This is a genomic window from Veillonella absiana (assembly GCF_032970865.1).
GTDB lineage: Bacteria > Bacillota > Negativicutes > Veillonellales > Veillonellaceae > Veillonella > Veillonella absiana.
The window spans coordinates 88,883-112,271 of record NZ_JAWJZB010000001.1; the positions used below are offsets into that span (position 1 = coordinate 88,883).

General features: G+C 43.4%; 24 protein-coding genes and 3 tRNA genes. 4 read left to right on the forward strand and 23 right to left on the reverse strand.

All coding sequences use genetic code 11. The features are described 5' to 3' along the window. Positions 1-286: 286 nt before the first annotated feature. The 3 genes from RVY80_RS00435 to RVY80_RS00445 form a co-directional block, all read right to left on the reverse strand. Entirely contained in the window at positions 287-619 is a 333-nt protein-coding gene (locus tag RVY80_RS00435; protein ID WP_295192967.1) for a hypothetical protein, read from the reverse strand. A 122-nt stretch (positions 620-741) separates the two neighbouring features. Further along, complete coding sequence (locus RVY80_RS00440; protein WP_317329193.1) at positions 742-1,389, reverse strand: alpha/beta fold hydrolase; 648 nt, start codon at positions 1,387-1,389, stop codon at positions 742-744. A 167-nt stretch (positions 1,390-1,556) separates the two neighbouring features. After that, positions 1,557-2,210: a hypothetical protein gene (locus tag RVY80_RS00445; RefSeq protein WP_317329195.1), complete on the reverse strand. Its 654-nt coding sequence runs from the start codon at positions 2,208-2,210 to the stop codon at positions 1,557-1,559. Positions 2,211-2,486: 276 nt separating this feature from the next. Here RVY80_RS00445 and RVY80_RS00450 point away from each other — a divergent pair. From RVY80_RS00450 to RVY80_RS00465, 4 genes are all read left to right on the forward strand, one after another. After that, positions 2,487-2,562: transfer RNA gene (locus tag RVY80_RS00450), tRNA-Asp, on the forward strand. 19 nt (positions 2,563-2,581) lie between these two features. Further along, a tRNA-Phe gene (locus tag RVY80_RS00455) sits at positions 2,582-2,657 on the forward strand. Between the two features lie 14 nt (positions 2,658-2,671). Then, a tRNA-Leu gene (locus RVY80_RS00460) sits at positions 2,672-2,757 on the forward strand. A 263-nt stretch (positions 2,758-3,020) separates the two neighbouring features. After that, positions 3,021-3,935 carry a ketopantoate reductase family protein gene (locus RVY80_RS00465; protein ID WP_317329196.1) on the forward strand — a complete coding sequence of 305 codons (915 nt, stop codon included), beginning with the start codon at positions 3,021-3,023 and terminating at the stop codon, positions 3,933-3,935. Between the two features lie 193 nt (positions 3,936-4,128). On the opposite strand, the gene RVY80_RS00470 is transcribed toward RVY80_RS00465, so the two are convergent. From RVY80_RS00470 to purE, 20 genes are all read right to left on the reverse strand, one after another. Next, entirely contained in the window at positions 4,129-4,704 is a 576-nt protein-coding gene (locus tag RVY80_RS00470) for a chromate transporter (RefSeq protein ID WP_317329197.1), read from the reverse strand. A gap of 22 nt (positions 4,705-4,726) precedes the next feature. Then, positions 4,727-5,332: a chromate transporter gene (locus RVY80_RS00475; RefSeq protein ID WP_317329199.1), complete on the reverse strand. Its 606-nt coding sequence runs from the start codon at positions 5,330-5,332 to the stop codon at positions 4,727-4,729. A gap of 19 nt (positions 5,333-5,351) precedes the next feature. Next, positions 5,352-7,022 carry a gamma-glutamyltransferase family protein gene (locus RVY80_RS00480; protein WP_295193995.1) on the reverse strand — a complete coding sequence of 557 codons (1,671 nt, stop codon included), beginning with the start codon at positions 7,020-7,022 and terminating at the stop codon, positions 5,352-5,354. A gap of 54 nt (positions 7,023-7,076) precedes the next feature. Next, positions 7,077-7,280 carry a type II toxin-antitoxin system death-on-curing family toxin gene (locus tag RVY80_RS00485; RefSeq protein WP_317329200.1) on the reverse strand — a complete coding sequence of 68 codons (204 nt, stop codon included), beginning with the start codon at positions 7,278-7,280 and terminating at the stop codon, positions 7,077-7,079. Further along, the gene (locus RVY80_RS00490; RefSeq protein ID WP_317329202.1) at positions 7,207-7,365 is read right to left on the reverse strand and encodes a hypothetical protein; all 159 of its coding nucleotides are present in this window, start codon (positions 7,363-7,365) and stop codon (positions 7,207-7,209) included. The genes RVY80_RS00485 and RVY80_RS00490 overlap by 74 nt, the downstream gene beginning before the upstream one ends. Next, positions 7,362-7,508 carry a hypothetical protein gene (locus tag RVY80_RS00495; RefSeq protein ID WP_317329203.1) on the reverse strand — a complete coding sequence of 49 codons (147 nt, stop codon included), beginning with the start codon at positions 7,506-7,508 and terminating at the stop codon, positions 7,362-7,364. Before RVY80_RS00495 ends, RVY80_RS00490 begins: the two co-directional genes overlap by 4 nt. 104 nt (positions 7,509-7,612) lie before the next feature. Then, entirely contained in the window at positions 7,613-7,963 is a 351-nt protein-coding gene (locus tag RVY80_RS00500) for a hypothetical protein (protein ID WP_295188698.1), read from the reverse strand. Between the two features lie 193 nt (positions 7,964-8,156). Then, on the reverse strand, positions 8,157-8,645 hold the full coding sequence (locus RVY80_RS00505) for a PaaI family thioesterase (protein ID WP_317329204.1): 489 nt from the start codon (positions 8,643-8,645) through the stop codon (positions 8,157-8,159). A gap of 105 nt (positions 8,646-8,750) precedes the next feature. Next, positions 8,751-9,962 (reverse strand): o-succinylbenzoate synthase, encoded by a 1,212-nt coding sequence (menC, locus tag RVY80_RS00510; RefSeq protein ID WP_317329205.1) that lies wholly within the window; start codon positions 9,960-9,962, stop codon positions 8,751-8,753. A gap of 21 nt (positions 9,963-9,983) precedes the next feature. Beyond that, positions 9,984-11,525 carry an o-succinylbenzoate--CoA ligase gene (menE, locus tag RVY80_RS00515; RefSeq protein ID WP_317329206.1) on the reverse strand — a complete coding sequence of 514 codons (1,542 nt, stop codon included), beginning with the start codon at positions 11,523-11,525 and terminating at the stop codon, positions 9,984-9,986. A gap of 21 nt (positions 11,526-11,546) precedes the next feature. Further along, positions 11,547-12,389: a 1,4-dihydroxy-2-naphthoyl-CoA synthase gene (menB, locus tag RVY80_RS00520; protein WP_295188706.1), complete on the reverse strand. Its 843-nt coding sequence runs from the start codon at positions 12,387-12,389 to the stop codon at positions 11,547-11,549. Positions 12,390-12,632: 243 nt separating this feature from the next. After that, a complete protein-coding gene (gene menH / locus RVY80_RS00525) occupies positions 12,633-13,493 on the reverse strand; it encodes a 2-succinyl-6-hydroxy-2,4-cyclohexadiene-1-carboxylate synthase (protein WP_310746237.1) in 861 nt (286 codons plus the stop codon). Between the two features lie 41 nt (positions 13,494-13,534). Further along, positions 13,535-15,193: a 2-succinyl-5-enolpyruvyl-6-hydroxy-3-cyclohexene-1-carboxylic-acid synthase gene (gene menD / locus RVY80_RS00530; protein WP_295188712.1), complete on the reverse strand. Its 1,659-nt coding sequence runs from the start codon at positions 15,191-15,193 to the stop codon at positions 13,535-13,537. Between the two features lies 1 nt (position 15,194). Next, positions 15,195-16,337 (reverse strand): isochorismate synthase, encoded by a 1,143-nt coding sequence (locus tag RVY80_RS00535; RefSeq protein WP_317329209.1) that lies wholly within the window; start codon positions 16,335-16,337, stop codon positions 15,195-15,197. Between the two features lie 286 nt (positions 16,338-16,623). After that, a complete protein-coding gene (purD, locus tag RVY80_RS00540) occupies positions 16,624-17,895 on the reverse strand; it encodes a phosphoribosylamine--glycine ligase (protein ID WP_317329210.1) in 1,272 nt (423 codons plus the stop codon). Between the two features lie 9 nt (positions 17,896-17,904). After that, a complete protein-coding gene (gene purH, locus RVY80_RS00545; protein ID WP_317329212.1) occupies positions 17,905-19,434 on the reverse strand; it encodes a bifunctional phosphoribosylaminoimidazolecarboxamide formyltransferase/IMP cyclohydrolase in 1,530 nt (509 codons plus the stop codon). Positions 19,435-19,558: 124 nt separating this feature from the next. Further along, positions 19,559-20,170, reverse strand: a complete 612-nt coding sequence (gene purN, locus RVY80_RS00550) for a phosphoribosylglycinamide formyltransferase (protein ID WP_411040679.1) — start codon at positions 20,168-20,170, stop codon at positions 19,559-19,561. Further along, a complete protein-coding gene (purM, locus tag RVY80_RS00555; RefSeq protein ID WP_317329214.1) occupies positions 20,160-21,221 on the reverse strand; it encodes a phosphoribosylformylglycinamidine cyclo-ligase in 1,062 nt (353 codons plus the stop codon). The genes purN and purM overlap by 11 nt, the downstream gene beginning before the upstream one ends. Further along, a complete protein-coding gene (gene purF / locus RVY80_RS00560) occupies positions 21,208-22,626 on the reverse strand; it encodes an amidophosphoribosyltransferase (RefSeq protein WP_317329215.1) in 1,419 nt (472 codons plus the stop codon). The genes purM and purF overlap by 14 nt, the downstream gene beginning before the upstream one ends. A gap of 126 nt (positions 22,627-22,752) precedes the next feature. Beyond that, a complete protein-coding gene (gene purE, locus RVY80_RS00565; RefSeq protein WP_295188734.1) occupies positions 22,753-23,244 on the reverse strand; it encodes a 5-(carboxyamino)imidazole ribonucleotide mutase in 492 nt (163 codons plus the stop codon). Between the last annotated feature and the right edge of the window lie 145 nt (positions 23,245-23,389).

Consider the following 23,389-nt stretch of genomic DNA (forward strand, 5'->3'; position numbering starts at 1 on the left):
CAATGTGCCACGGAGATGTAAAATCTCGTTAATCTCAGTATAGCCTATGCACGTGCCCTTTTCAACGGGGCCATGTATAGGTCGTGTAAATTATGTAAAAGTACCACAACAATACTACCTATATCTCGTTTACACAATAGAGCTTGTTGCTAAACGAAAAACAAAACGGGCTACCCGCACAAACATCTCTGTGGAGTAACCCGTTCCTCGCATTCGCCATATGACGATGCACTATCTTTTTTATTGATGCCAGTTAACGTTATCGCCTGTCAGCATTAATCCTCAATTAACCTTTGATAATTTGCAAGCACCCTGCGCATGCTGGGCAGTCGCAATATTCAGCACCTTGTGCTTTAATTTCTACACCATGCTCATGCAATTGTTTTGCAAAATCTGGACCGAACAATTTAACGCCTGCTTCGGATGCTGTAAAACCGATTAATGCATCAATAGTGATGATGTCGGCTTTAGCTTCTGCTAACAATTTTTCAGTAGCAGCCGTTTCTTTGTCAGTGCCAGCTGCCTCTAGCCATTCTTGACCAACTTGTTTCATTTCAGGGCAGCAAGATGGTGCTTCAATGATAGATGTTACAATTGCTTTTAATTCTTGAGTATTCATAGTATAGATCTCCTTTTCTGAAAGCTAGGTTTAACCTAATCAACCTAGTTAATCACTATATACAATGATGATGTCTAATGATTGCATGCATCATGTAAAAACTAATTCAAAACAACAAACTATTATTTTGCTAAAAATTTCTCAATCATTGGCCATGCTTGATCAAAATCCGTTATTAATACTGGATGCGGTGCATTTGGCACTATGCCGAGTTCCGCATCAGGCAATAAATGGTATGCATCGATAACGGTTTGCAAAGGTGCATTAGCATCTTTTTCACCAGCGAGGACCAGTGTTTTTGCTTTCACAGCGTCGAATACATCCGCACCAACCTCAACGGAATCATAATAGGTATTCAACGAATTGAACCATTCCTCAGCGCGAGCTGATTCAGGACGAATGTCTTTCAATTGTTCATTTCGATAGGCAAACCGAGCATTCATTTTTGAATTTATGGCCCCATTCATTTGTTTCGTTACATTATATTGGTAAATCATGGCGAGTTCTTTAATATTATTTGTATCATAACTAGAATCATTACTGTGAAAGTCACCACTAACCGCCTGTCCATCATATTGGGCTCGAACTAATTCATATCGTAGCAGTACATTCTGTTGATTCACCTTTGCCAGTTGTGCTTTAAATATGACCTCCCGTACCGCTCGATCATCCAGTGGTACAATCAGATTATCTTTTACCTCCACATAGGCATGTGTAGTACTAACGGCACTTAATAGTACCAAACACGCTATTAATAAACGTTTTTTCATACACGCTATCCTTTATCAAAACAATATCTAACTCACACTGATGAAAGCAATTATATTTTTATTATAGCAGAAAAGCACTACATCTTTAGAATTATTCCCATTAACCATCTGGAATGAACGAAAAGATGCAGTGCTTTCAAAATTATTCAATTAATTCTATTTTAATGTTATTCTAGGGCCTTTAATTCAGTCAAATTTGGAATGTCGAAAATACGCCAAGTACCATCATCCAATTGTTTAGCCAACAATTGCAAATTTACGACTTCCTTAGTTGTAGTATTTTCCAATTTCACCGTAATCGTTGCGGTGTCCTCATTATCGATATCTGAGGAGATGTCTTTCAATGCTACGTTTTTAGATTTTATGATGTTGCCATCTAAAATATCCTGTACTATATCGCCAGCATCAGCAGATTTTTTTTGTGTAGCTGCAGATTTGGAGCTTTCACCATTCACTGCAGATGTATTATTTTCGCCATTTGCTGAATTAGTATCGGCATTTTGCACGCGATCGATAATCAGATTATTCACCGCCGCCACGGCCACCGTTTTAATCAATGGGGCAAAATGTTTCACATCATCCTTGTCCGAGCCAGTCGATTTTTCAATTTCCCGATCCACAGTTTTGCCAACAATGCTCTTGGTGTCGATGTGTTTAAAAATCGTATTCGCATCGTGATTATCCACCGCTGTCCGAATAATATTCAACGTATACACCGGCGTGCGTGGCACGTACCAATCCATATAAATCGCCGCGCCGAGGGCCACGACCACAATAACGATTAACGCCCAAAGAGCATATTTTTTCTTAGATGAATTCATGGTATTCCTCTCTCTTGTGAAAGTATAATAACGCGTATACCGCCATGCATCTATTGTACCATACACTGTATACGGCCTCTAATCCGTATTATTATTGAGATATAATGATATATATTTAGAATTAACTGTAAAAACGTATAATTTCTACTGATTTTTATATTTTTGAATGAATACGATTATATTTGATATTTTTTTTGTAAAAGTTTTGAAAAAAGTACTTGCATTCATTTCCGGGTCATGTTATTATAATCAAGTAGCTAACGCAAGTTAGTACGCGGCCCCGTGGTGTAGCGGTTAACATGTCGCCCTGTCACGGCGAAGATCGTCAGTTCAAATCTGATCGGGGTCGCCACTTTTTTTTTACAAAAAATGCCTCGGTAGCTCAGTCGGTAGAGCAACGGACTGAAAATCCGTGTGTCGACAGTTCGATTCTGTCCTGAGGCACCATTTAATAATTCCATGCGGTTGTGGTGGAACGGCAGACACGCCATCTTGAGGGGGTGGTGAGCGAACGCTCGTGAGGGTTCAAGTCCCTCCAACCGCACCATATAAAATATTAGTTCTTCGTTTCGGCGGAGAACTTTTTTGTTGTTGCATCGACGCACTAAGGTGTCTGCGTCTCTCCGTTCCTAGACACCTAAGTTGCTTACGTATCCAACCACACCATATAAAAAAAGCTCTTTGCTTCGACAAGGAGCTTTTTTTATTGCCCATTCCTCTATGCAGCATCCGCAAAATGACATACAATTAAATTATAAATATGCTCTATCATTCAATGATATACACACGCGATTAATAAGGAGGTTCCCCATGAAAGTTCTTATTTTTGGTCTCGGCGGTATTGGCGGCCTAGTAGGTGGTGCCCTTGCCGACAAATACGATACAATTTATTTCTATGCTCGTAACAACACTAAAAAAGCTATTGAAGAAAATGGTTTACGTCTCGATTCAGTCAAATTAGGAAATAAAGTCGTTCGCCCTGCTATGGTATCTGATAACGCTAGTGAACTAGGTGTAATGGATGTGATTTTCCTATCTACTAAAGGTGATAAACTAGGCTCGGTATGCGAAACGTTGAAACCCATGATTGATGAGCACACCATTATTATTCCACTACTTAATGGCGTACTCGTATCTGATGTACTACGTCAACACCTTACAACGGGCCTCCTTGCGGATGGTCTAATCCGTACTTTCAGCCATATTGAAGCACCTGGTCACATTGTCCAAGATGGTGGTCCATGTGATATGCGCTTTGGTATGCAAGGCGGTGAAAACCCAGCAAATTTCCAAGAAATTGCGGATATGTTAACACAGGCAGGTATTGAAACAACTGTATCTAACACTATTGAGTTAGATAGTTGGAAAAAGTTAGCTATTACGGGCTCTATGAGTGCAATACTCTGCTACTATGATGGCACCATTGGGGAATGCCGCGCTTATGCGGATGCACAAGAGATTATCCCTGCTGCATATCGAGAAGTCCAATCCGTTGCTGCCGCTACCGGCGTTCAAATGAGCGATAATTATATCGAAACACTGATTAAAAACTTTAACACGTCCGAACCAAGCACCATTACCTCCCTCTACCGTGATTTAAAATCTGGCAAGGCACCGCAAGATACCGAACTAGATCTCATGGTTGGGTATGTTGTGAACAAAGGCAAAGAACTTGGCGTGCCGACACCTGTGTTCGAGGCGGGATATAATCGGTTTAATAAATAGTAATAAAAAAGCATATAGTTACAAACTAAAACGAGCATTGATATTATAGTCTGTGCTCGTTTTCATGTTTATTATCAATTCAATTAATCTATATACTCCAGCCATTCAACAGATTTTGAATAAAATGTATAAATATGATCTAATAAATTCTAAAATTTACGTTTAAATTTCGCATACATTCGAATTATAATTTCTACAATCCACCCGTCAATGAGAAAATCACGAGCCCTAATACACCGCTCAATAGCAACACCTTAATCGTCCCCATTTTACCTGAATAAATCAAGCCCATGGAAATCAAGAAAATCACTACGCCGCGGATGTTCGTTTCCCCCAGGGATATTGGCAAATCGGCTTTATCCCAAAATGCCAATGTCATAATTCCTACACCAGCGCTAGCGATCAGCGCCACAACGGCTGGACGAAGGCCATTCAATACACCACGAATAATCCCAAGATCGCCATATTTGAAATATAAATACGCCATCAATAGCATGATGATAACAGACGGGAATACAAATCCCGCTGTGGCTACAATAGCGCCCATAATGCCAGCTATCTTGGCACCTACGAATGTAGCCGCATTAATACCAATTGGACCTGGCGTCATTTGGGAGATTGTGAAAATATCCACGAATTCATGCATGGTAATCCAATGATGGCCATCCACCACTTCATTTTGAATCAATGGCATGGATGCATAGCCACCGCCGATACAAAATAGTCCTACCTTGGCAAAGCTCAAAAATAATTGTAATAAAATCTCCATTGTTCTACACCTCGCCTATTCCTTAATCGTACTTTGCGGACTGCATCAACACGACGCCCACAATGGCATCGACGAGGATGATATATATAATATTAATATCGAATACATAGGCCCCGATAAAAGAACCAATCATGATTAACAACGGTAATACTAATTTCTTTTTGAATTGTTTTACCAATAGGTCGATGACTACTTTCAAAATAACCGCAGTCACACCACATTGCATACCTTTCAAGAGCATTTTTACATAGTAATTACTAGCGAAGGCTTCGTAGAAATAGCTAATAGCCGTCAGCATAATAAGAGGTGGCAAAACAGTTGCGAACAACGCAGTAAACATGCCTGCCATTCCCGCCATGCGATACCCCAAAATGATGGATGCATTAACCGCCACCACGCCCGGTGAGGATTGGGCGATAGCCACTAGATTCAATGAGTCTTTATCAGAAATCCAGTGATATTCGTCGACGAATTTTGCCTTCATCAACGGAATCAATACAAATCCACCGCCTACGGTGAAAGCACTGATCATAAATGTAGATTTAAATAATGTCCATAATTTCACAGGTTCGATGTGTTCGTTCTCAGTCGTTACTACCTGTACTTTTTCTTCGTTATTAGATTCCATATAAAGTCCTTACTCTAATTTACCAACTCGCCACGCAGCCATCGGCCCTTGGTTCTGTAGCCCCCATCAATACACCGTTTTCATCACGTACGATGATTTGACCTCGTCCAAAGGAGATGAAATCAGGTTGAATGTTGACATCATGTCCTTTTGCGATGAGGGCCTGGGCGATACTTTCACCAAAGCCCGGTTCGATTTCGATATATTTGTCGCCAGTCCATTGCCAACGAGGGGCATCCAGCGCTTCTTGAGGATTCATACCAAAGTGTAACATATTCATGAGCACTTGCACATGGCCTTGCGGTTGCATGTAGGCGCCCATGACGCCAAACGGGCCGACCGCCTCGCCCTGTTTCATCAAAAATCCAGGGATAATCGTATGATACGGTTTCTTGCCGGGCACGAGATAATTATCGGCAGCCAGATTCAAACTGAAATCGGAGGCCCGATTATTAAATGCCACGCCATAACCTGGGAGCACAATACCCGAACCGAATCCCATGTAATTACTCTGGATAAATGAAATCATGTTGCCCTCGCTGTCAGCAGCGCAGAGATACACCGTGCCACCACTGAGCGGATCAATCGCCTTCGGCGACGACGCCGTGGTACCAATTTCCTGTACCCTCGATGCAGCATACTCTCCACTCAACAAATGCGCCACTGTCATTTGCTTCATATATTTTGGATCTGCCACATAGGTTTTGCCATCTGTGAAAGCCAATTTCATCGCTTCTAATTGTTTGTGGATGGTATCCGCATCATCATGATGGCCTTGTTCCATATCAAGCTGTTCCAAAATATTTAGCGCCATAAGGGCTACGATGCCCTGCCCATTAGGAGGAATTTCACATACCTCATAGCCATGATACTTCGTGCGAATTGGTTCCACCCATTCCGCTCGATAGTTCGCTAAATCTTCCTTTTGAATAAAGCCACCTGTTTCGGTAGAAAATGCATCGATAGCATCAGCGATAGCGCCACGGTAGAAGCTTTCACCATTCGTTTTGGCAATTTCGCGTAACGCACGACCGTGATGAGGTAATTTCACAATCTCACCCGATTGGGGAGCACCGTTCGCAAAGAAGGTATCATAAAGCGGTTTAAATTCGGTTTGAGTTTTGTAATCCTTGTAGACATCGTCCGCCAATGCCCATTCGTATGCCACTAACGGTGACACGGGATAGCCCTCCTCCGCGCAAGTTATAGCCGCATCAAATAACGACTCGAAGGATTTCCGTCCAAAGCGCTTGTGTAATTCGGCCCACGTCGATACCGCGCCAGGCACCGTCATGGATCCCCAGCCACGTTTTGGCATCTTACCAGGTTCACATTTCATGGTACCGTTCTTTGATTGTTCCTGCACGTCACCATTATTAAATTGACTCTGCACCGCCTCTACCGTAAGTTTAGCCGGAGCATATCCACTGCCATTGATACCGTAGAGTTTCTTGGTTTTCGCATTCCAATAGAGAGCAAAGGCATCACTGCCAAGACCGTTACTACAAGGTTCTAATACCGTCAAACAGCTGGCCGTGGCAATAATGGCATCCACGGCATTGCCTCCCTTTTTTAATACGTCTAGCCCCGCTTGCGCCGCCAACGTCTGAGAGGTGCAGACCATGCCCTTCGTACCATATACGACGCTACGACGAGATGGATAGCGATAATTGTATGTATCAAAATTCATAGGATGAAGCCTCCTAAGGGTTGATTACGATTTCTTTAAGATAAATCAATGTGATTAAGCGAAATTAATATTAGCCGTGTGGATTTTGAGCCACTGAACGATATCTGGCGGATTGAGGTTACTTGAGGCGATGCCGATGATAAAGGTTTCTAGTTCATCATCTGTGGCTACTACCTGACAGTCATTAATCAACAGGAACGCCAGCATTGAATGAAGCGCTGTACGTTTGTTTCCATCCACAAAGGCGTGATTTTTCACTAGCCCATAACACAAAAGCAACTTCTAAATCTTTGTGGAATTCAAGAATATCCGCCAATACTAGTTGAATAAACTCCGTATTCATTTGTTTTCTAGCCTCTTATAAAGGTCATATCGTTCTTTAATTAATGTCGCCGATATCTCTTTTAATTTAGCCGCTATCTCACTACTAGTTTCACTAGTTACGATTGCCCGTCCAGTCTTGTGTGTATTTTCTAGTTTTTTCATTGCTCAGACTCCTCTCCTCCATTTTAATTCCCGCTCATATTCGTACTTTCATTATAGCATGCAAAAATCCTATCTACACAGTAAAATGCGGATAGGATTTTTTATTAGTTTTCAATTTTAATCAATGCATCGTTATCAATGAGTGTTTGCCAATCGCCAACAAAACCAAGTTTTGCATTAGCTTGAGCCATTTTCCAATCGTCCCCAGTTGGGCACCAATGGGATGGAATACAACAAGATTTACCAAAATTGATGAGATATCCCATCTTTTCAGCCTCTTGAGCGCCCCACCAAGCACCAATGGCATCCTCAGGCGCTAAATACATATCTGCTAATTGTGTATCTCCTAGCCATTTCGTAATGTTTGTCCATAGCTCTTTCGGGATACAACTACTTGCTAAATATTCTTCTAGTGTCCGCTCAGCGGTCTCGCGAATATCGATTTCCGTACTCATTAAATCCCTCCTATACGCTAAATTATTATATCTCTCGCTCTTGTGAAAGTCACTTTTACAAATGATTTCCTGTGAATCACATCTTATGAAAGCTATTTTCACTACGTATTATTTTAACTATATCATGAATATTCATTAGTTGACTAATTCATTTAATTTCTAAGCATTTTTATGCACTAAATCGTTCTAAATTTTACTTCTGCTCTTGATCGCGATTTACATCCACCACGATGCCCGTAACAGCAATCAAGGAAATTAATTTTCCCTCATCATTGGTAAATTTAATATTGAACACATGGCTATTACGGCCAACAAGGACCATTTCACCAGATGCATGTAAATAACCTTCTGCCTTGGTAGGACGCAAATGTTGAGCCGTAATATTTTGGCCTACTGCGTATTTACCTTCCGGCAATAATAAATAGGATACCCATCCAGATAAATTCTCTGCATAGGCCAATGTAGCTCCCCCATTCAACCAACCAAATGGCTGAGCATGAAATTTACCAAGCTTCATTTTGCTCGTAAATGTATTACCTACAATCACTGGATCAGTAAAATCGAGACAGGAATATAATGTTCCTTCCTCGCGTTTAGGAGCCTTTTGAATTTTCTCTGCCATGCGTGCATCAATTTCTGCTTGCGTTGCATGCACAACGTTTGTATCTTTTGTATCTGTCATATGTTTCCTTATGTTTTATAACGATTTCAATATATGAAATCACTCTTGTAATAGCCTTTTGGTCGACCTTATAATCGCTCTCTACGCTACTAATGTAGAACTAATTTATAATGTCTCAATCACCACTGTCTCCACCGCATATCGGCTCAACACGTCCGGTCGCACCTCAACGCCGAGGCCTGGCCCTTTCGGTACTGTCATCTGCCCATCTGTGAAAGTAATATCTGGCACGATCAAATCATCTTCAAAATAGCGTTTTGAATCCGATAAATCACCAGCCATATATGTATCTGCTAGGGCCGCTAATTGAACGTGGAGCATTTTAGAAACGCCAGTTTCCACCATGCTGCCAATCCAGAATTTAATGTCATTATCACGACAATAGTCAATGATTCGTTTCACTGGATATAATCCACCTAAACGACCAATTTTAATATTCAATACATCGATGAGATCATGCCGTACGGCATACTCTAAATCTTCGAAGGTTAGAATGCTTTCATCGAGACAAATTGGCGTTGTTATAGACCACAAGCCTTTGCTCAAAGTCTCTTGTTTTAGGAGTGCTAGGGTTTGCACCGATGACACATCGAAGGGTTCCTCGATACAAGCCAAATTGAAGTCATTCAACAAAGCCACGTCATCAATTTGAGCAAAGCTATAACTACGGTTCGCATCCACAGCGAGGGTAATATTTGGGAAGGCCGCACGCACGAGTTTCGTTCGTTCATAGCCATCCTCTGGTTTTATCTTTAGCTTGATACGTTGGCAGCCTTGTTCTACATGAGTTCTCACCACATCAATCAAGGTGTCCATAGGAATATCTCCAATAGCTACACCACAAGGGATAGTGTCTTGGAGACTTTCACCCATCACGTATTCCACGGTATTTTGACCTTTCACAGTGCATTCCAAATTCAGGAGTGCATTTTCAAGGCCCGCCACCGCCATCGGCGAATGGATGTGCTGATATTCTGATTCAGAACCAGCCCGCTCAGAGGCCATCATTCCTAGCGCCGCGTGCACAAAGTCGGCAATATCATGGATTTCCTTGGCCCGTTCAATTTGCGCCGACAACATAGCTGGCCCATAATGATGCACCAAACGATGCCATGCCAAATCCACCGTTTCATCCGTATAGAATGGATCCGCAAAGGCCACGCATTCGCCATAGCCCTTTTGGCCATCTTCATTTTCCATTTCAATAATAATGGTTTCCCTGTTTTGCACGGTTCCCCGCGCCGTTTTAAATGTAAATTGTAAAGGTATATTTACCCGATGCAAGGTGATGCGTTTCACCAACAATGAATCTTGCATAGGTCCTCCTCATCTACCTAGTCAATCGCTACTACCAACATCGTTAGAGCCTCCTACCACATGTATGTATCGCGACTCAGCATATATCTGCAAGTCCTTTCGCAAAATTTTTCCTGTTCCGTTTCTTGGTAATGAATCCAAAATCGTAATGTATTTTGGTATTTTGTACCTAGCTAAATGATTCGACAAAAAACAGCTCAATTCCTGCTTTACAAGCGCTTCTTGGGTAAGTTTTCCTGTATTTCCTACATTTTTATCTTGTGAAAGTTCAGAATGGGTCTTATCAACCGCCACAAATAGCGCTGGCACCTGTCCCCATTTTTCATCGGCCACAGGCACCACGGCACATTCTTTCACATACGGCAATGTGTAGAGTAAATCCTCAATTTCCTTAGGGTAAATATTTTCACCACCAGATATGATGATGTCCTTGCGACGATTCAAAATATATACATAGCCATCTTCGTCCACATAACCGATATCGTCCGTGTTAAAATCACCGCGAATCGGTTCTTTGTTTAGATAACCATCCATCAACATAGGCCCAGTCAAATGGATTTCGCCTACCCCATCCACATCAGGATTTACAATATTCACGGTCATCCCCGGCAATGGCTTGCCCACGGATTCGATTTTATCAGGATAGTCTAATATGGAGAACGTCACGCTTTGGCTGAAAGTTTCCGTCATGCCGTAGGTCTTGTAAATCGGCAAGGATTTCTCACGGCACGCCTCAACGAGAGGCATAGGAATAAATTCACCGCCCAATAGGATTACACGCATTCGATGGGTTGCAATATCACCCACCACATCCTTTAGGATGGTCGGCACGAGGGATACCATATTGATTTCTTGATCATTGACGAGTCTCACCAGTTCCTGCCGGTCTAGTTTTTCCATCATTCGCACCGCCGTCCCATTATAGAGACTGCGCATCAAAATGGATAATCCGCTAACGTGGAATAATGGCAATACCATGAGCCAAGTATCATCAGGCGTAACGCCCAATGTCTGGGCCGATGCCTCTACATGTGCGCGAATTTGTCCCCAACGGAGGGGAACGGATTTAAATTTTCCCGTTGTGGCACTGGTATTCATGATGGCTGCGATGTCGGAATCGTTGAAATGCCAATCGAATCTATCTACATCAAGATTCGCAGAGTCTGCTGAATGAATGGACGCCTCATCAAAGACGATAACCTGCCCTATCCCGCTCAGATGTTCTACACCATTGCAACGCTCCCCGTTTCTTAGCTGTTCCAGTCTTTCACCAGAAACGACCACCGTATGCACGTCCAGCTCGTCTAATTGATTACGAATTTCCGCCGGCGTAAGGTGCACATTGAGGAGTAACACCTCCTTGTGAAGGAGCATGAGCGCCAACAAATACACCGCCATAGTAACTGAGTTATCCGACAACAAAGCGACCCGAGAAACGGCAGAAACCGCAGAGGACAAAGAGTCCGCCACGGTTTGCACTTGTTTATACACGTCACCAAAGGTCTGGTCGTCAAGAAAACGTTTATTCGGTTGTTCTAAAAAATGTTTCTGTAACCATTCCATGACAATGTCCTCGATAACCGATTAAGGGAATTTAGGGAATTGTTTGAAATCTGGTTTACGTTTTTCTTTGAAGGCATCGCGACCTTCTTTTGCTTCGTCAGTTGTGTAGTACATCAATGTCGCATCACCAGCGAATTGTTGTAAACCTGCCAAACCATCTGTATCAGCATTGAAGGATGCTTTCAACATACGAAGTGCCATTGGGGACAATTGAAGAATTTCTTCGCACCATTGTACAGTTTCTTCTTCCAATTTGTCGAATGGAACCACAGTGTTAACCATGCCCATTTCGTACGCTTGCGCAGCTGTGTATTGACGGCACAAGAACCATACTTCGCGAGCGCGTTTGTGACCGATCATGCGCGCCAAGTAACCTGCACCATAACCAGCGTCGAAGGAACCTACGCGAGGACCAGTTTGACCGAATTTCGCATTTTCAGAAGCGATTGTCAAATCACATACGATGTGCAATACATGACCACCGCCGATAGCATAGCCATTAACCATAGCGATAACTGGTTTTGGTGTGATACGAATCAAATGTTGCAAATCAAGAACGTTTAAACGAGGAATGTTATCTTCACCTACGTAACCACCATTGCCACGAACGCGTTGGTCACCACCGGAACAGAACGCTTCTTTGTCTTCTCCTTGGCCATGGTTAGCGCCAGTCAACACGATAACGCCTACCTCTGCATCATCACGAGCCACGGAAAATGCGTCGATTAATTCCATAACAGTTTTAGGGCGAAATGCATTGCGCACCTCTGGACGATTAATGGTAATTTTCGCAATCCCATTATATGTTTCGTAAATTACGTCTTCGTAATTACGATTTAGTACTTTCCAATCAAATTTGCTCATAGTATCTCCTTTATGATTAGTATGAAAGCTCATTTTCTTTCGTGTTTGCTTTGTGAAAGGTCCACCCGCTGACATCTAGGCTTAGCAACATGAACCATTTCATAGCATACTCTTTGTCTATTATACTGAAAATTGCTACTAACTAGCAAGAAAATCGCGGATTACCCACAAAATTTCAACGTTTCCTAATCTTATGCCACAAAATAAGCAAGCAGACAATATAATTTTTAATACGCCGCTATATTAATCGCGTAAAAAATCGAGAACCACCTTGGAAAACTCCTCAGGTTGTTCTATATGGGTATTATGCCCCGCCCCTTCAATACAGTGGGTAGTCACGTTTGGTTGTCCTTCAAATACGGATTGGCGAATGCCATCGTATTTAGTATCAAGAGAACCACTCACATATAATGTCCGACATGGCAAACGATGTAGTTCATCACCTACATAAGGCATAATTCCCTGTCCAGAACCACGCAAGGTATTTGCTAGGGCGTGCACCTGATTATGCTGACGACGAGCCTGAATTTTTGCTTTCACCGCATCTGGAAGGGACTGTTGGGAAGCAAAAATAGACACATTCGCCCACATATTAGCAAACCACGCGCTGTCGAGGGACTCAATATTCTGCGCCAAGGCCTCATCTGAATCAACGCGGGCCTGACGTTCTGTTTCATCAGCGATGCCCACAGAGCCACTTTCAAGAACGAGGGCCTGTACCTCATCCCCATATTGCAATGCATAGAGCAGTGCCAAACGAGCACCCATGGAATACCCCATCAAGGCGTACTTGTCGCCTACCGCCAAATTGATGACCGTATGCATATCTTCGAGCATCGCAGGAATTGTGTAGGGTTCTAATGGCCTTGGTTTGTCCGATTGACCATGTCCAATACAATCGATGCGATACATCGCGTGATTTACCAGTTTCACATTGTCCCAAGTATTCCCAGATTCAGAAAATCCGTGAAAACACACAATAGGTTCGCCATCGCCTATAACGCTGACACCATAGGTGCAATCCCCCACCGTAATGCGCATGGAGTTTTTATAAACAGCCATCTCTGGATCCATAATGACACAGGTAGTATATTTCTGCTTCATGAACCCTCCTAATACAACACTATATGAAAATAATCCACTAACTATGGATTTAAATATTTCTTGTGCAATTGACGACTCAATTCCTTGTTCGTTGGCACCTCAATGATTTGGATGCCCGACCTTTGTAAACTAGAGCTGAGTGCCTCAGTAAATTCGTCATAGCTAGCAATCCGATGGTACGTAATACCATAGAGTGTTTCTAACCCACTATAATCAAGGCCTTGCTCTGTACTGAACAAGTAATTAAAATAGGTCGTTCCCTTTTGTGGTAGGTATTCAAAAATACCGCCACCATCATTATTATTGACCACAATCGTCAAATTGAGGCCATGCGTTTTCCCCATGGCTAGGCCATTCATATCGTGAAAGAACGATAAATCGCCTGTCAACAAAACAGTCGGTTTTCCAGTCGTACTCACACCAAGGGCTGTGGAAATAGTTCCATCAATACCGTTCGTGCCTCGATTACCATACACAACCGCATCAGATACACCACTGCGCCAGAAATAATCCATATCGCGAATGGACATGCTATTAGCCGTCACAATCTGAGCACCTGTTGGTAGGTTGTCTTGTAATAAAGTCACAATCTTGCCTTCGAATAGGGTTTCCTCATTAATGACACGATTCAATAGTTCTCGGGCTTGACGATTATACTGTACCCAATCCTCAGAATAAGTCACATCTTGGTTTACAATCTCCACTTGGTTTACGAAGCTTTCAATATGGGCTTGAACGTGGATCGTGGTAGATAATGTAGAATTGCGGTAATCCCCATTAGGATCAACCTGGATATAATCCACTCCGTTGAGGGTGCTCAAAAATTGATGTACTCGTTTGGATACTACCATTTGGCCCAATTGAATGACACAATCTGGTGCTAACTGATGTTTCACCTCATCAGAGGCAAGGAATGCATCGTAGGAATCGATAATGTAGTCACTGTCTAGGCAACGTACGTTGGATAATGGATCCGCTAAAATCGGCGCTTTCAAACGTTTTGCCAGTTGAACGATAGAGTCTGCAGCATTCATACCACTATTAGGCCCCGCCAGAATGAGGACCTTTTTATCTTGTAAATATGGCACTAGAGCTGTTGTATTATCCATCGCCATATGGCCTATGAACAATTGGAAACTTGGTCCTATTTGACCGCCCATATAATGTACATCGTCGAGTTCAGGCACCAATGGTTCCTCTAATGGCACATTGATGTGCACAGGACCTGGTTTCGTAGACATAGCTTTCAAAAAGGCACGCTGCCCCACCTGTCTCGGATAGGTGTAGTAATTCGTATCGTTTGGCACGGACAATTCCTCGTAGAAATTGACGGCATTGCCGAATAATTTTTGTTGATCAATGGTCTGTGGCGCCCCCACGTTTTGCAAGGACGGCGGACGATCGGCGGTGAGCACAATCAAAGGTACCCCACTATGTTTAGCCTCGATGAGGACCGGATAATAATGCGTCATGGCAGACCCGGAGGTGCACACGAGAACAACAGGCTGTTGTTTCGCCTTGGCAATGCCGAGGGCAAAGAAACCTGCACTGCGCTCATCCACGTTCATATAGGTATTGTAAGCCCCGTAATCTTGGAACAACATCGCCAACGGCGTGCATCTTGAACCAGGACTAAATACCGCATCACGTACACCAAGTACGTGTAATTCATCGACTAAGGCCGCTAAATATTCATTCATATTACAGAGCCTCCACTATAGTTTTCATTTTATTACGAGTCTCACGATATTCCTCGTTCACGTTGGATTGCTCCACAATGCCACAGCCCGCATAGGCGTAGAGTTTAGGACCTATCACGAGGGCAGAACGAATACCCACAACGAGAATACCATCCCCCATGTCCTTCATAAAGCCAAATGGCGCTGCATACATGCCGCGTTCATGACGTTCATGGTCCTTTAAAATCTGCAAGGCCCGTTCACGAGGTTCACCGCCCATGGCTGGCGTAGGGTGCAAGCGCTTGCCCCATTCCACCAAGGACAATGTATCGTCCTCTGCGGTAATAGTGGTGCGCAAATGGTAGAGATGTTTCAGTTCCATGATGCCCGTTTCGCCAACGGTAATCTTGGAGGTGATTTCCTTCATATTGTCTACGATAGCATCCGTTACAATGCCATGTTCAAAGAGATTCTTTGGATCGTGAAGCAATTCATCGGCAGTGCGGCGATCTTCGCCTTCCTTGGGAGCTGTGCCTGCTAGGGCATAGCTCAAGATTTCCTTACCGCGATGACGCACCAGAATTTCCGGGGATGCCCCTAGGAATGTACGACCATCTTTCTCATAGGCAAAAATAAAGCAACCCGGGTTATTATCCACTAGTTTGTTCAACATACTCGGCACATTGAACTCTGTATCACAGGTGAATTCTGCCTCACGAGAGCCTACCACCTTTTTCACGTGACCAGATTTAATATCTCGTTGGATGGCGCCGAATAATTGCTGCCAATCCTCGAAATCGTCGCTACTCTCGTGATAATCATGGCGGACGTCAGGAATGTCGAATCGCTCTATTGTCTTTGCTTCCTCCGCGTGTAAATAAAAGGACTCTCCATTCTCCACGATGTAGTAATGGCGGAATGCTACCATCTCATCGCCTAGGCCCTGCCATTTTTCATCGCGCACAGTCTCAAAAAACGTATCCCCATAGAATACGTATTCGTAATTTTGTCTATCCTCTTCGTCCCGCACCGTGGTCAAGCGCTCGGCGCCCACAACGACACGGTCACTTTGGCGATCCACCCAGAACACGCGTTCCGCGCCAGGGAAATTCATCCAAAACTCTAGAGGATTATGTAATTGTAAGGGTTCTCTTGTATATTTCATATCCGTCCCTAATCTATATATGATGTACATATTGATGGTAAAAGTTTCATTTCACCGCTGGCATGCAACATCTATACAATGATACTATCTGCTAGCTCATTTATTTGCAAAAATTCTATATTGATAATCCTCAATTATTGTATCATTTCAGGGGATAAAAATAAATGAAAACCAGCAGATTACTGTGTTGTATACATAATTCCAAAGGGATTATATAAACGAACAGTTATCTGCTGGTTGTATTGTCATATTTCAATCTAGAAAATTAGAGTGAAAACAATTTGTATTATTTTAGATGCTTGAACGCCTTTTGACCAATATCCTTGCGGAACTGCATACCATCAAAGGTAATGCCATTCACGCGTGCATAGGATACATCAAGGGCCTCTTGGAGGCTTTCACCAAGGCCAACAACGCCGAGGACACGACCGCCGTTTGTAACGAAATGGTCGCCATCAAGTTTTGTACCGGAATGGAATATCATGCTATTATCCGTAGTGCTAAGGTCACCATTGATGACATCGTTTTTGGAGGATGTTTCTGGATAGCCCTTGGATGCCATGATAACGCAAGTTGCGTAGGAGTTTTTCCAATTCACCATGGATGCCTCCAGTTTACCTTGAGCGCAAGCAAGCATGATTTCGCCGAGGTCACCATCAAGAAGTGGCAACACCACTTGCGTTTCTGGATCGCCAAAGCGCGCATTGAATTCCACCACGCGACAACCTTGATCCGTAATCATTAGGCCCGCATAGAGGCAGCCCACGTATGGCATACCTTCTGCAGCCATAGCCGCCATCATTGGTTTCAAAATAGTTTCCATGGCTTGGTCCCGAAGCTTCTCAGTCAATACAGGCGCTGGCGCGTATGTGCCCATACCACCAGTGTTTGGACCTTCGTCATTATCGAAGATACGTTTGTGGTCCTGGGAGGCAATCATAGGAACTACTGTTTTGCCGTCAGCAAAGGCTAACAAACTAGCCTCTTCGCCAACCATGAATTCCTCGATAACCACAGTGCTGCCCGCATCGCCAAAGCGATTGCCTTCGAGCATATCGTCAACGGCTGCATTAGCTTCGTCTAGTGTCATGGCAACCACAACACCTTTACCAGCTGCGAGGCCATCTGCCTTGATAACGATAGGTGCGCCAGTTTCCGCGATGAATTTCTTCGCCTGTACTGGATTAGAGTACACACCGTATGCTGCCGTTGGGATGTCGTATTTTTTCATCATGTCTTTAGCAAAGACTTTGGAGCCTTCTAATTGCGCTGCTACTTTGGATGGACCAAATACAGGGAATCCCGCCGCTACTAATGTATCGGATAGACCCGCTACCAGAGGAGCCTCTGGACCTACCACAACGAGTTTCACATCGTGATCACGCAAGAATGTCACCAATGCATCGGTGTCTTCCCATTTCATGTCGACCACAGTGGCCACGTCGGTCATCGCCGCGCTGCCTGGGATGGCATATACAATATCAACGCTAGGGCTCATATTGAGGCGCCACGCCAAAGTATGCTCGCGACCACCTGTACCAATTACGCAAACGTTCATAGTTGCCTCCTAGTGTTTGAAATGACGAATATGAGTGAATACCATAGCGATGCCTGCTTCGTCAGCAGCTTTGATGGATTCTTCATCGCGGATGGAACCACCTGGTTGAATAATCGCTGCGATGCCGTGTTGTGCTGCGGTTTCCACAGTATCACCGAATGGGAAGAACGCATCAGATGCCAATACAGCACCTTTCGCTGCGTCTCCTGCTTGTTCCAACGCAATTTTAGCGGAACCTACGCGGTTCATTTGACCTGCACCAACGCCTAATGTGCGTTTTTCATTGGAAATCAAGATAGCGTTAGATTTTACGTGTTTAACCAGCTTCCATGCGAAATGCAATGCTGTCCATTGTTCAGGTGTAGGTTGTGCTTTTGTCACAACAGTGTATTCTGCTTGAGATTCAGCGATGTCATCTTCTGTTTGTACGAGTAAACCGCCGGATACCTTTTTCACCATCACTTGACCTGGTTCAGGACGAGCCAATTCTACGAGGCGAATATTTTTCTTAGCACTCAAAATGTCCAATGCTTCTTGTGTGAAAGCTGGCGCCATGATGCATTCCAAGAAAATTTTGCTCATTTCTTCTGCTGTGGCTGCATCCACTTCACGGTTTAAGGATACGATACCACCAAAGGCAGATACGGAGTCTGCTTCATAAGCATTTACGTATGCATCATGAAGCGTATCTGCTGTGGCTGCACCACATGGATTTGTATGTTTAATAATACATGCTGCTGGTTCTTCAAATTCCCAAACCATGTTCCATGCTGCTTCCATGTCTACAATATTATTGTAAGACAATTCTTTACCATGCAATTGTTTCAACGCACCCATGCCATGAGCTGTGCCGATTTCTTTGTAGAAAGCAGCTCGTTGGTGTGAGTTTTCACCGTAACGAAGATCGGATACTTTTTCGTAAGCACTTAAATATTCTGGAGGTGTAGGACCTTCACCCATTTGTTTGCTCAAGAAGTTAGCAATAGCTGTGTCATACGCAGCCGTATGTGCGAATGCTTCTTTAGCAAGCATGAATTTATATTCTTTAGTCAATTCGCCTTTGTCAGCTAACATAGCGATGATTTCATCGTAATGATTTGGATTAACTACGATACCAACGTACGCATGGTTTTTCGCAGCGGAACGAACCATTGTAGGACCACCGATATCGATGTTTTCGATAGCATCTTCTAATGCTACATTTGGTTTCGCAATAGTTTCGCGGAATGGATACAAGTTAACAACCACCAAATCGATTGGTTGAATGTTGTGTTCTACCATAGCTTTCACATGCTCAGGGTTATCACGAACTGCAAGAATACCACCATGCACCATTGGATGCAATGTTTTTACACGACCGTCCATCATTTCAGGGAAACCTGTAAGGGAGTCCACTGCTTTCGCTGCTACACCTGCGTGAGTGATAGCTTTCAAAGTACCGCCAGTGGAGTACACAGTAACGCCTAAATCGGCTAATTGTTTCGCAAATTCCACTACACCAGTTTTATCGGATACGCTAATGAGCGCATTTTTAATCATATGTCCTCCTCTAATTTGTATTACTATGTCAATTGTACAAAGGTTTTACGTCAAGGCGCCATATTTATGAGCGCAGCAACAACAGCGTATAACACGTTGATAACCGCGTGCTGGCGCCTAGCGATTACCCTTTAATATGTACAATATGATCTTTAATTTCAAGTTTGTCATCGCAGAACAATGCCAACGCTTCCTTGTAGGTTACGTGTTCGATTGGCAACAAACGTTCTGCCAATGTGTCCTCTGTATCATCCGCGTACACAGGCACTGTATTTTGCATGATGATTGGGCCAGAGTCCATGCCAGTATCCACAAAGTGAACGGTACATCCGCTCACCTTAACGCCAGCTACCACAGCTTGACCTTGGGCATGTAACCCAGAGAAGGATGGCAACAACGCAGGATGGATATTTAAAATACGATTTTCGTACGGCGTGATAAATGTTGGGCCTAATAGGCGCATGTAACCAGCCAATACAATTCCATCAGGGCTATATGGCGCGATGGCATCAATCATGGCTTGTTCGAAGGCATCTTTGGATTCAAAACCTTTGCGTTCGATGACAATAACAGGCACGTTCCAACGTTCAGCGCGTTCGATAACACCTGCGTCTGCGTGATCTGTCACAACCACAACGATGTCGCCATTAATAGTCCCAGCCTTGATGGCATCATGTAATGCCTCTGCATTGGAACCGCGACCGCTAGCAAAAATGGCTAATTTCTTACGCACCAAATTCACGTCCTTCCAAGATTACTGGAGTGTATCCGTCTTCGATTCGACCAATTTCGTACACTGCTTCGCCACGAGCTTCGAGGTCGGCTTTCACAGCCGCTGCGTCATCAGCAGATACGATGAGAATCATACCGATACCCATGTTGAAAGTACGGTACATTTCAGGCCATGCTACATTGCCCCATTCTTGCAATTTGCTGAATACAGGGAGGCGAGGCCATGCGTTCACGTCAACGCGAGCACATACGCCTTTTGGCAATACACGAGGAATATTTTCATAGAAGCCACCACCAGTGATGTGGACCATGCCTTTCACTTGTTCTTTTTGAATGAGTGGCAATACTGCTTTTGGATATAGGCGAGTTGGTGTTAACAATTCTTCGCCCACTGTTTTACCGAATTCAGGTACCACATCATCGATGCCAAGACCTTGCAATTCGAATACAATTTTACGAACTAAACTGAAACCGTTGGAATGCACACCGGAGGATGGCAAACCAAGGATAACGTCGCCAGCTTTGATACTTTCACCAGTGATCAATTTAGGACGGTCCACGATACCTACAGCGAAACCAGCCACATCATAATCGCCATCGCCATAGAAGCCCGCCATTTCAGCAGTTTCACCGCCAAGAAGGGCACAACCAGATTCCTCACAAGCGCCAGCCACACCGCGCACGATGTCCGCAACTTGTACAGGATCGAGTTTACCAACCGCTACATAATCTAGGAAGAACAAAGGTGTTGCACCTTGAACCAAGATATCATTGACGCTCATAGCTACGCAGTCTTGACCGATAGTATCATGTTTATCCATCATAATAGCAAGACGCAATTTAGTACCAACACCGTCAGTACCAGATACGAGCATAGGGTCGGACATGGAATGACCCGCAAGGGAATACAAACCGCCGAAGCCGCCGATATCACCTACAACACCTGGAGTATAAGTGCGTTGCACCGCATCCTTCATCAATTCAACAGCCTTGTTACCTGCATCGATATCAACGCCTGCATCACGATACGTTACGCCTACTTTATTCGAGCACATATTTTACCCCTTCCTCTTGTTCCTCTGGAACCGCTACAGCATAATCACCATCGAAGCATGCAAAGCACATTTCATGGGATTCTAAATTAGTAATAGCACGACACAAACCTTCTTGTGTCAAATAATGTAATTTGTCTGCTTTGATATATTCGCGAATTTGTTCCACTGTATGAGTGGCGGCAATCAATTCCTTACGAACAGATGTATCAATACCATAGTGACAAGAATATTCGATAGCTGGGGAACTAATGCACATGTACACTTCCTTCGCCCCAGCTTCTTTTAACATTTTTACGATGAGACCACTTGTCGTACCACGAACGATAGAGTCATCAATTAATACGATACGTTTACCGGCCACAACCTCTGGCACAGCATTTAATTTCATACGAACCGCGAGTTCACGTTCCTCTTGATTTGGTTTGATGAAAGTACGACCGCTATAACGGTTTTTAATCAAACCTTCCGCAAATGGAATGCCGGACTCACGGGCATAGCCAAGTGCTGCCGTAGTACCAGAGTCAGGAATGGACATAACGATATCCGCATCGTATTTCGTTTCACGAGCCAATTCACGACCCATGTTCAAACGAGTTTCGTACACACTTTGACCATCGATATTACTATCGGAACGAGCAAAGTAAATATATTCAAATACACAAAGTTTCTTCTCAATTTTTTCTACTGGTGCGTAAATGCGACTACGAACTCCTTCGTCATTGATGATAACCATTTCCCCTGGTTCGATGTGACGAATGAATTCTGCCTTGATGACATCAAGGGCGCATGTTTCGCTGGCTAATACATAGCCATGTTCTGTTTTACCCAAGCACAAAGGACGGTATCCATGAGGATCACGAATACCAATCAATGCATTCGTCGTGTTAATAACGATGGAATAAGCACCTTCGATTTTATTAACCGCCTCAACAATACGATCTTCGATAGTTGCTGCTTTGGAACGAGCAATCAGATTTACAATTACCTCAGAGTCCATTGTAGTTTGGAATACAGAACCATCGTCCTCCAATTGACGACGAATCGCTAATGCATTCGTAAGGTTACCATTATGAGCAACGCCCATATGCCCATCTTGGTAATGGATAACTAATGGTTGAATGTTGCGAGGGCTGTTAGAACCCGTTGTGGAATACCGTACATGACCAGTCGCAATGTGGCCTTTCAATTTTGGTAATTCCTTAATCGCCTCTGTTAATAGGCCCATATTTTTGGCGAGCTCAATATCGTCACCGTTCGTAACGGCAATGCCGGCACTCTCTTGTCCACGATGTTGCAACGCAAACAGACCCCAGTAGGTATAACGGGCTACATCGAGATGGCGGTCATAAATACCGAACACGCCACACTCTTCATGCCACTTGTCAAAAACTGCATCGTAATTCATTATGTCTCCTAATTGACTAACTTTTAGAAACTCTAGTTTATGGAATATATGCATCTATGAATTTGCATACGATGCATTTCCCCTGACGCGAATCACAGATTCGCGGTGATGATTATTTATGTAAAATTATTTATTCAACTCAGCTTGTAGTTTAGCGTTATCTTCGTTAACTTTATCAGCCATATCTTTGCGGTATGCCACATATTGTGCTTTGATGTCTTTGTTGAAAGCTGCGCAAATTTGTACGGCAAATAATGCTGCATTTTTAGCTCCGTCTACAGCCATTGTAGCTACAGGCATGCCAGATGGCATTTGTACGATAGCCAACAAGGAATCAATCCCTTTAAGAGCTGTAGCATTCAAAGGAATACCGATAACTGGCAATGTAGTGAAGCTAGCAATAACACCAGGTAGATGAGCCGCTGCACCAGCGCCAGCAATAAATGCTACTGCGCCTTCTTCTTCCAAACGTGTAACGAAGGATTTTACTTCTTCTGGAGTTCTGTGAGCAGAAGAAATTACCATTTCATAAGGGATGTTGAATTCTTTCAAAACTGCTGCTGCTTTTTTCATAGTTTCTAGGTCAGATTTACTGCCCATAACAATACCGACTTTCATAAGGACCTCCTCATACATTATATAATTTCGTGTAAAAACTCTACGTACTGTATACCATCAAATTGATATTTCTAGCACATAATTTTATATCAAAACTGTAATACTAATTCATGACAATAAAAAAATGCTCAGCAAAATAAAGCTG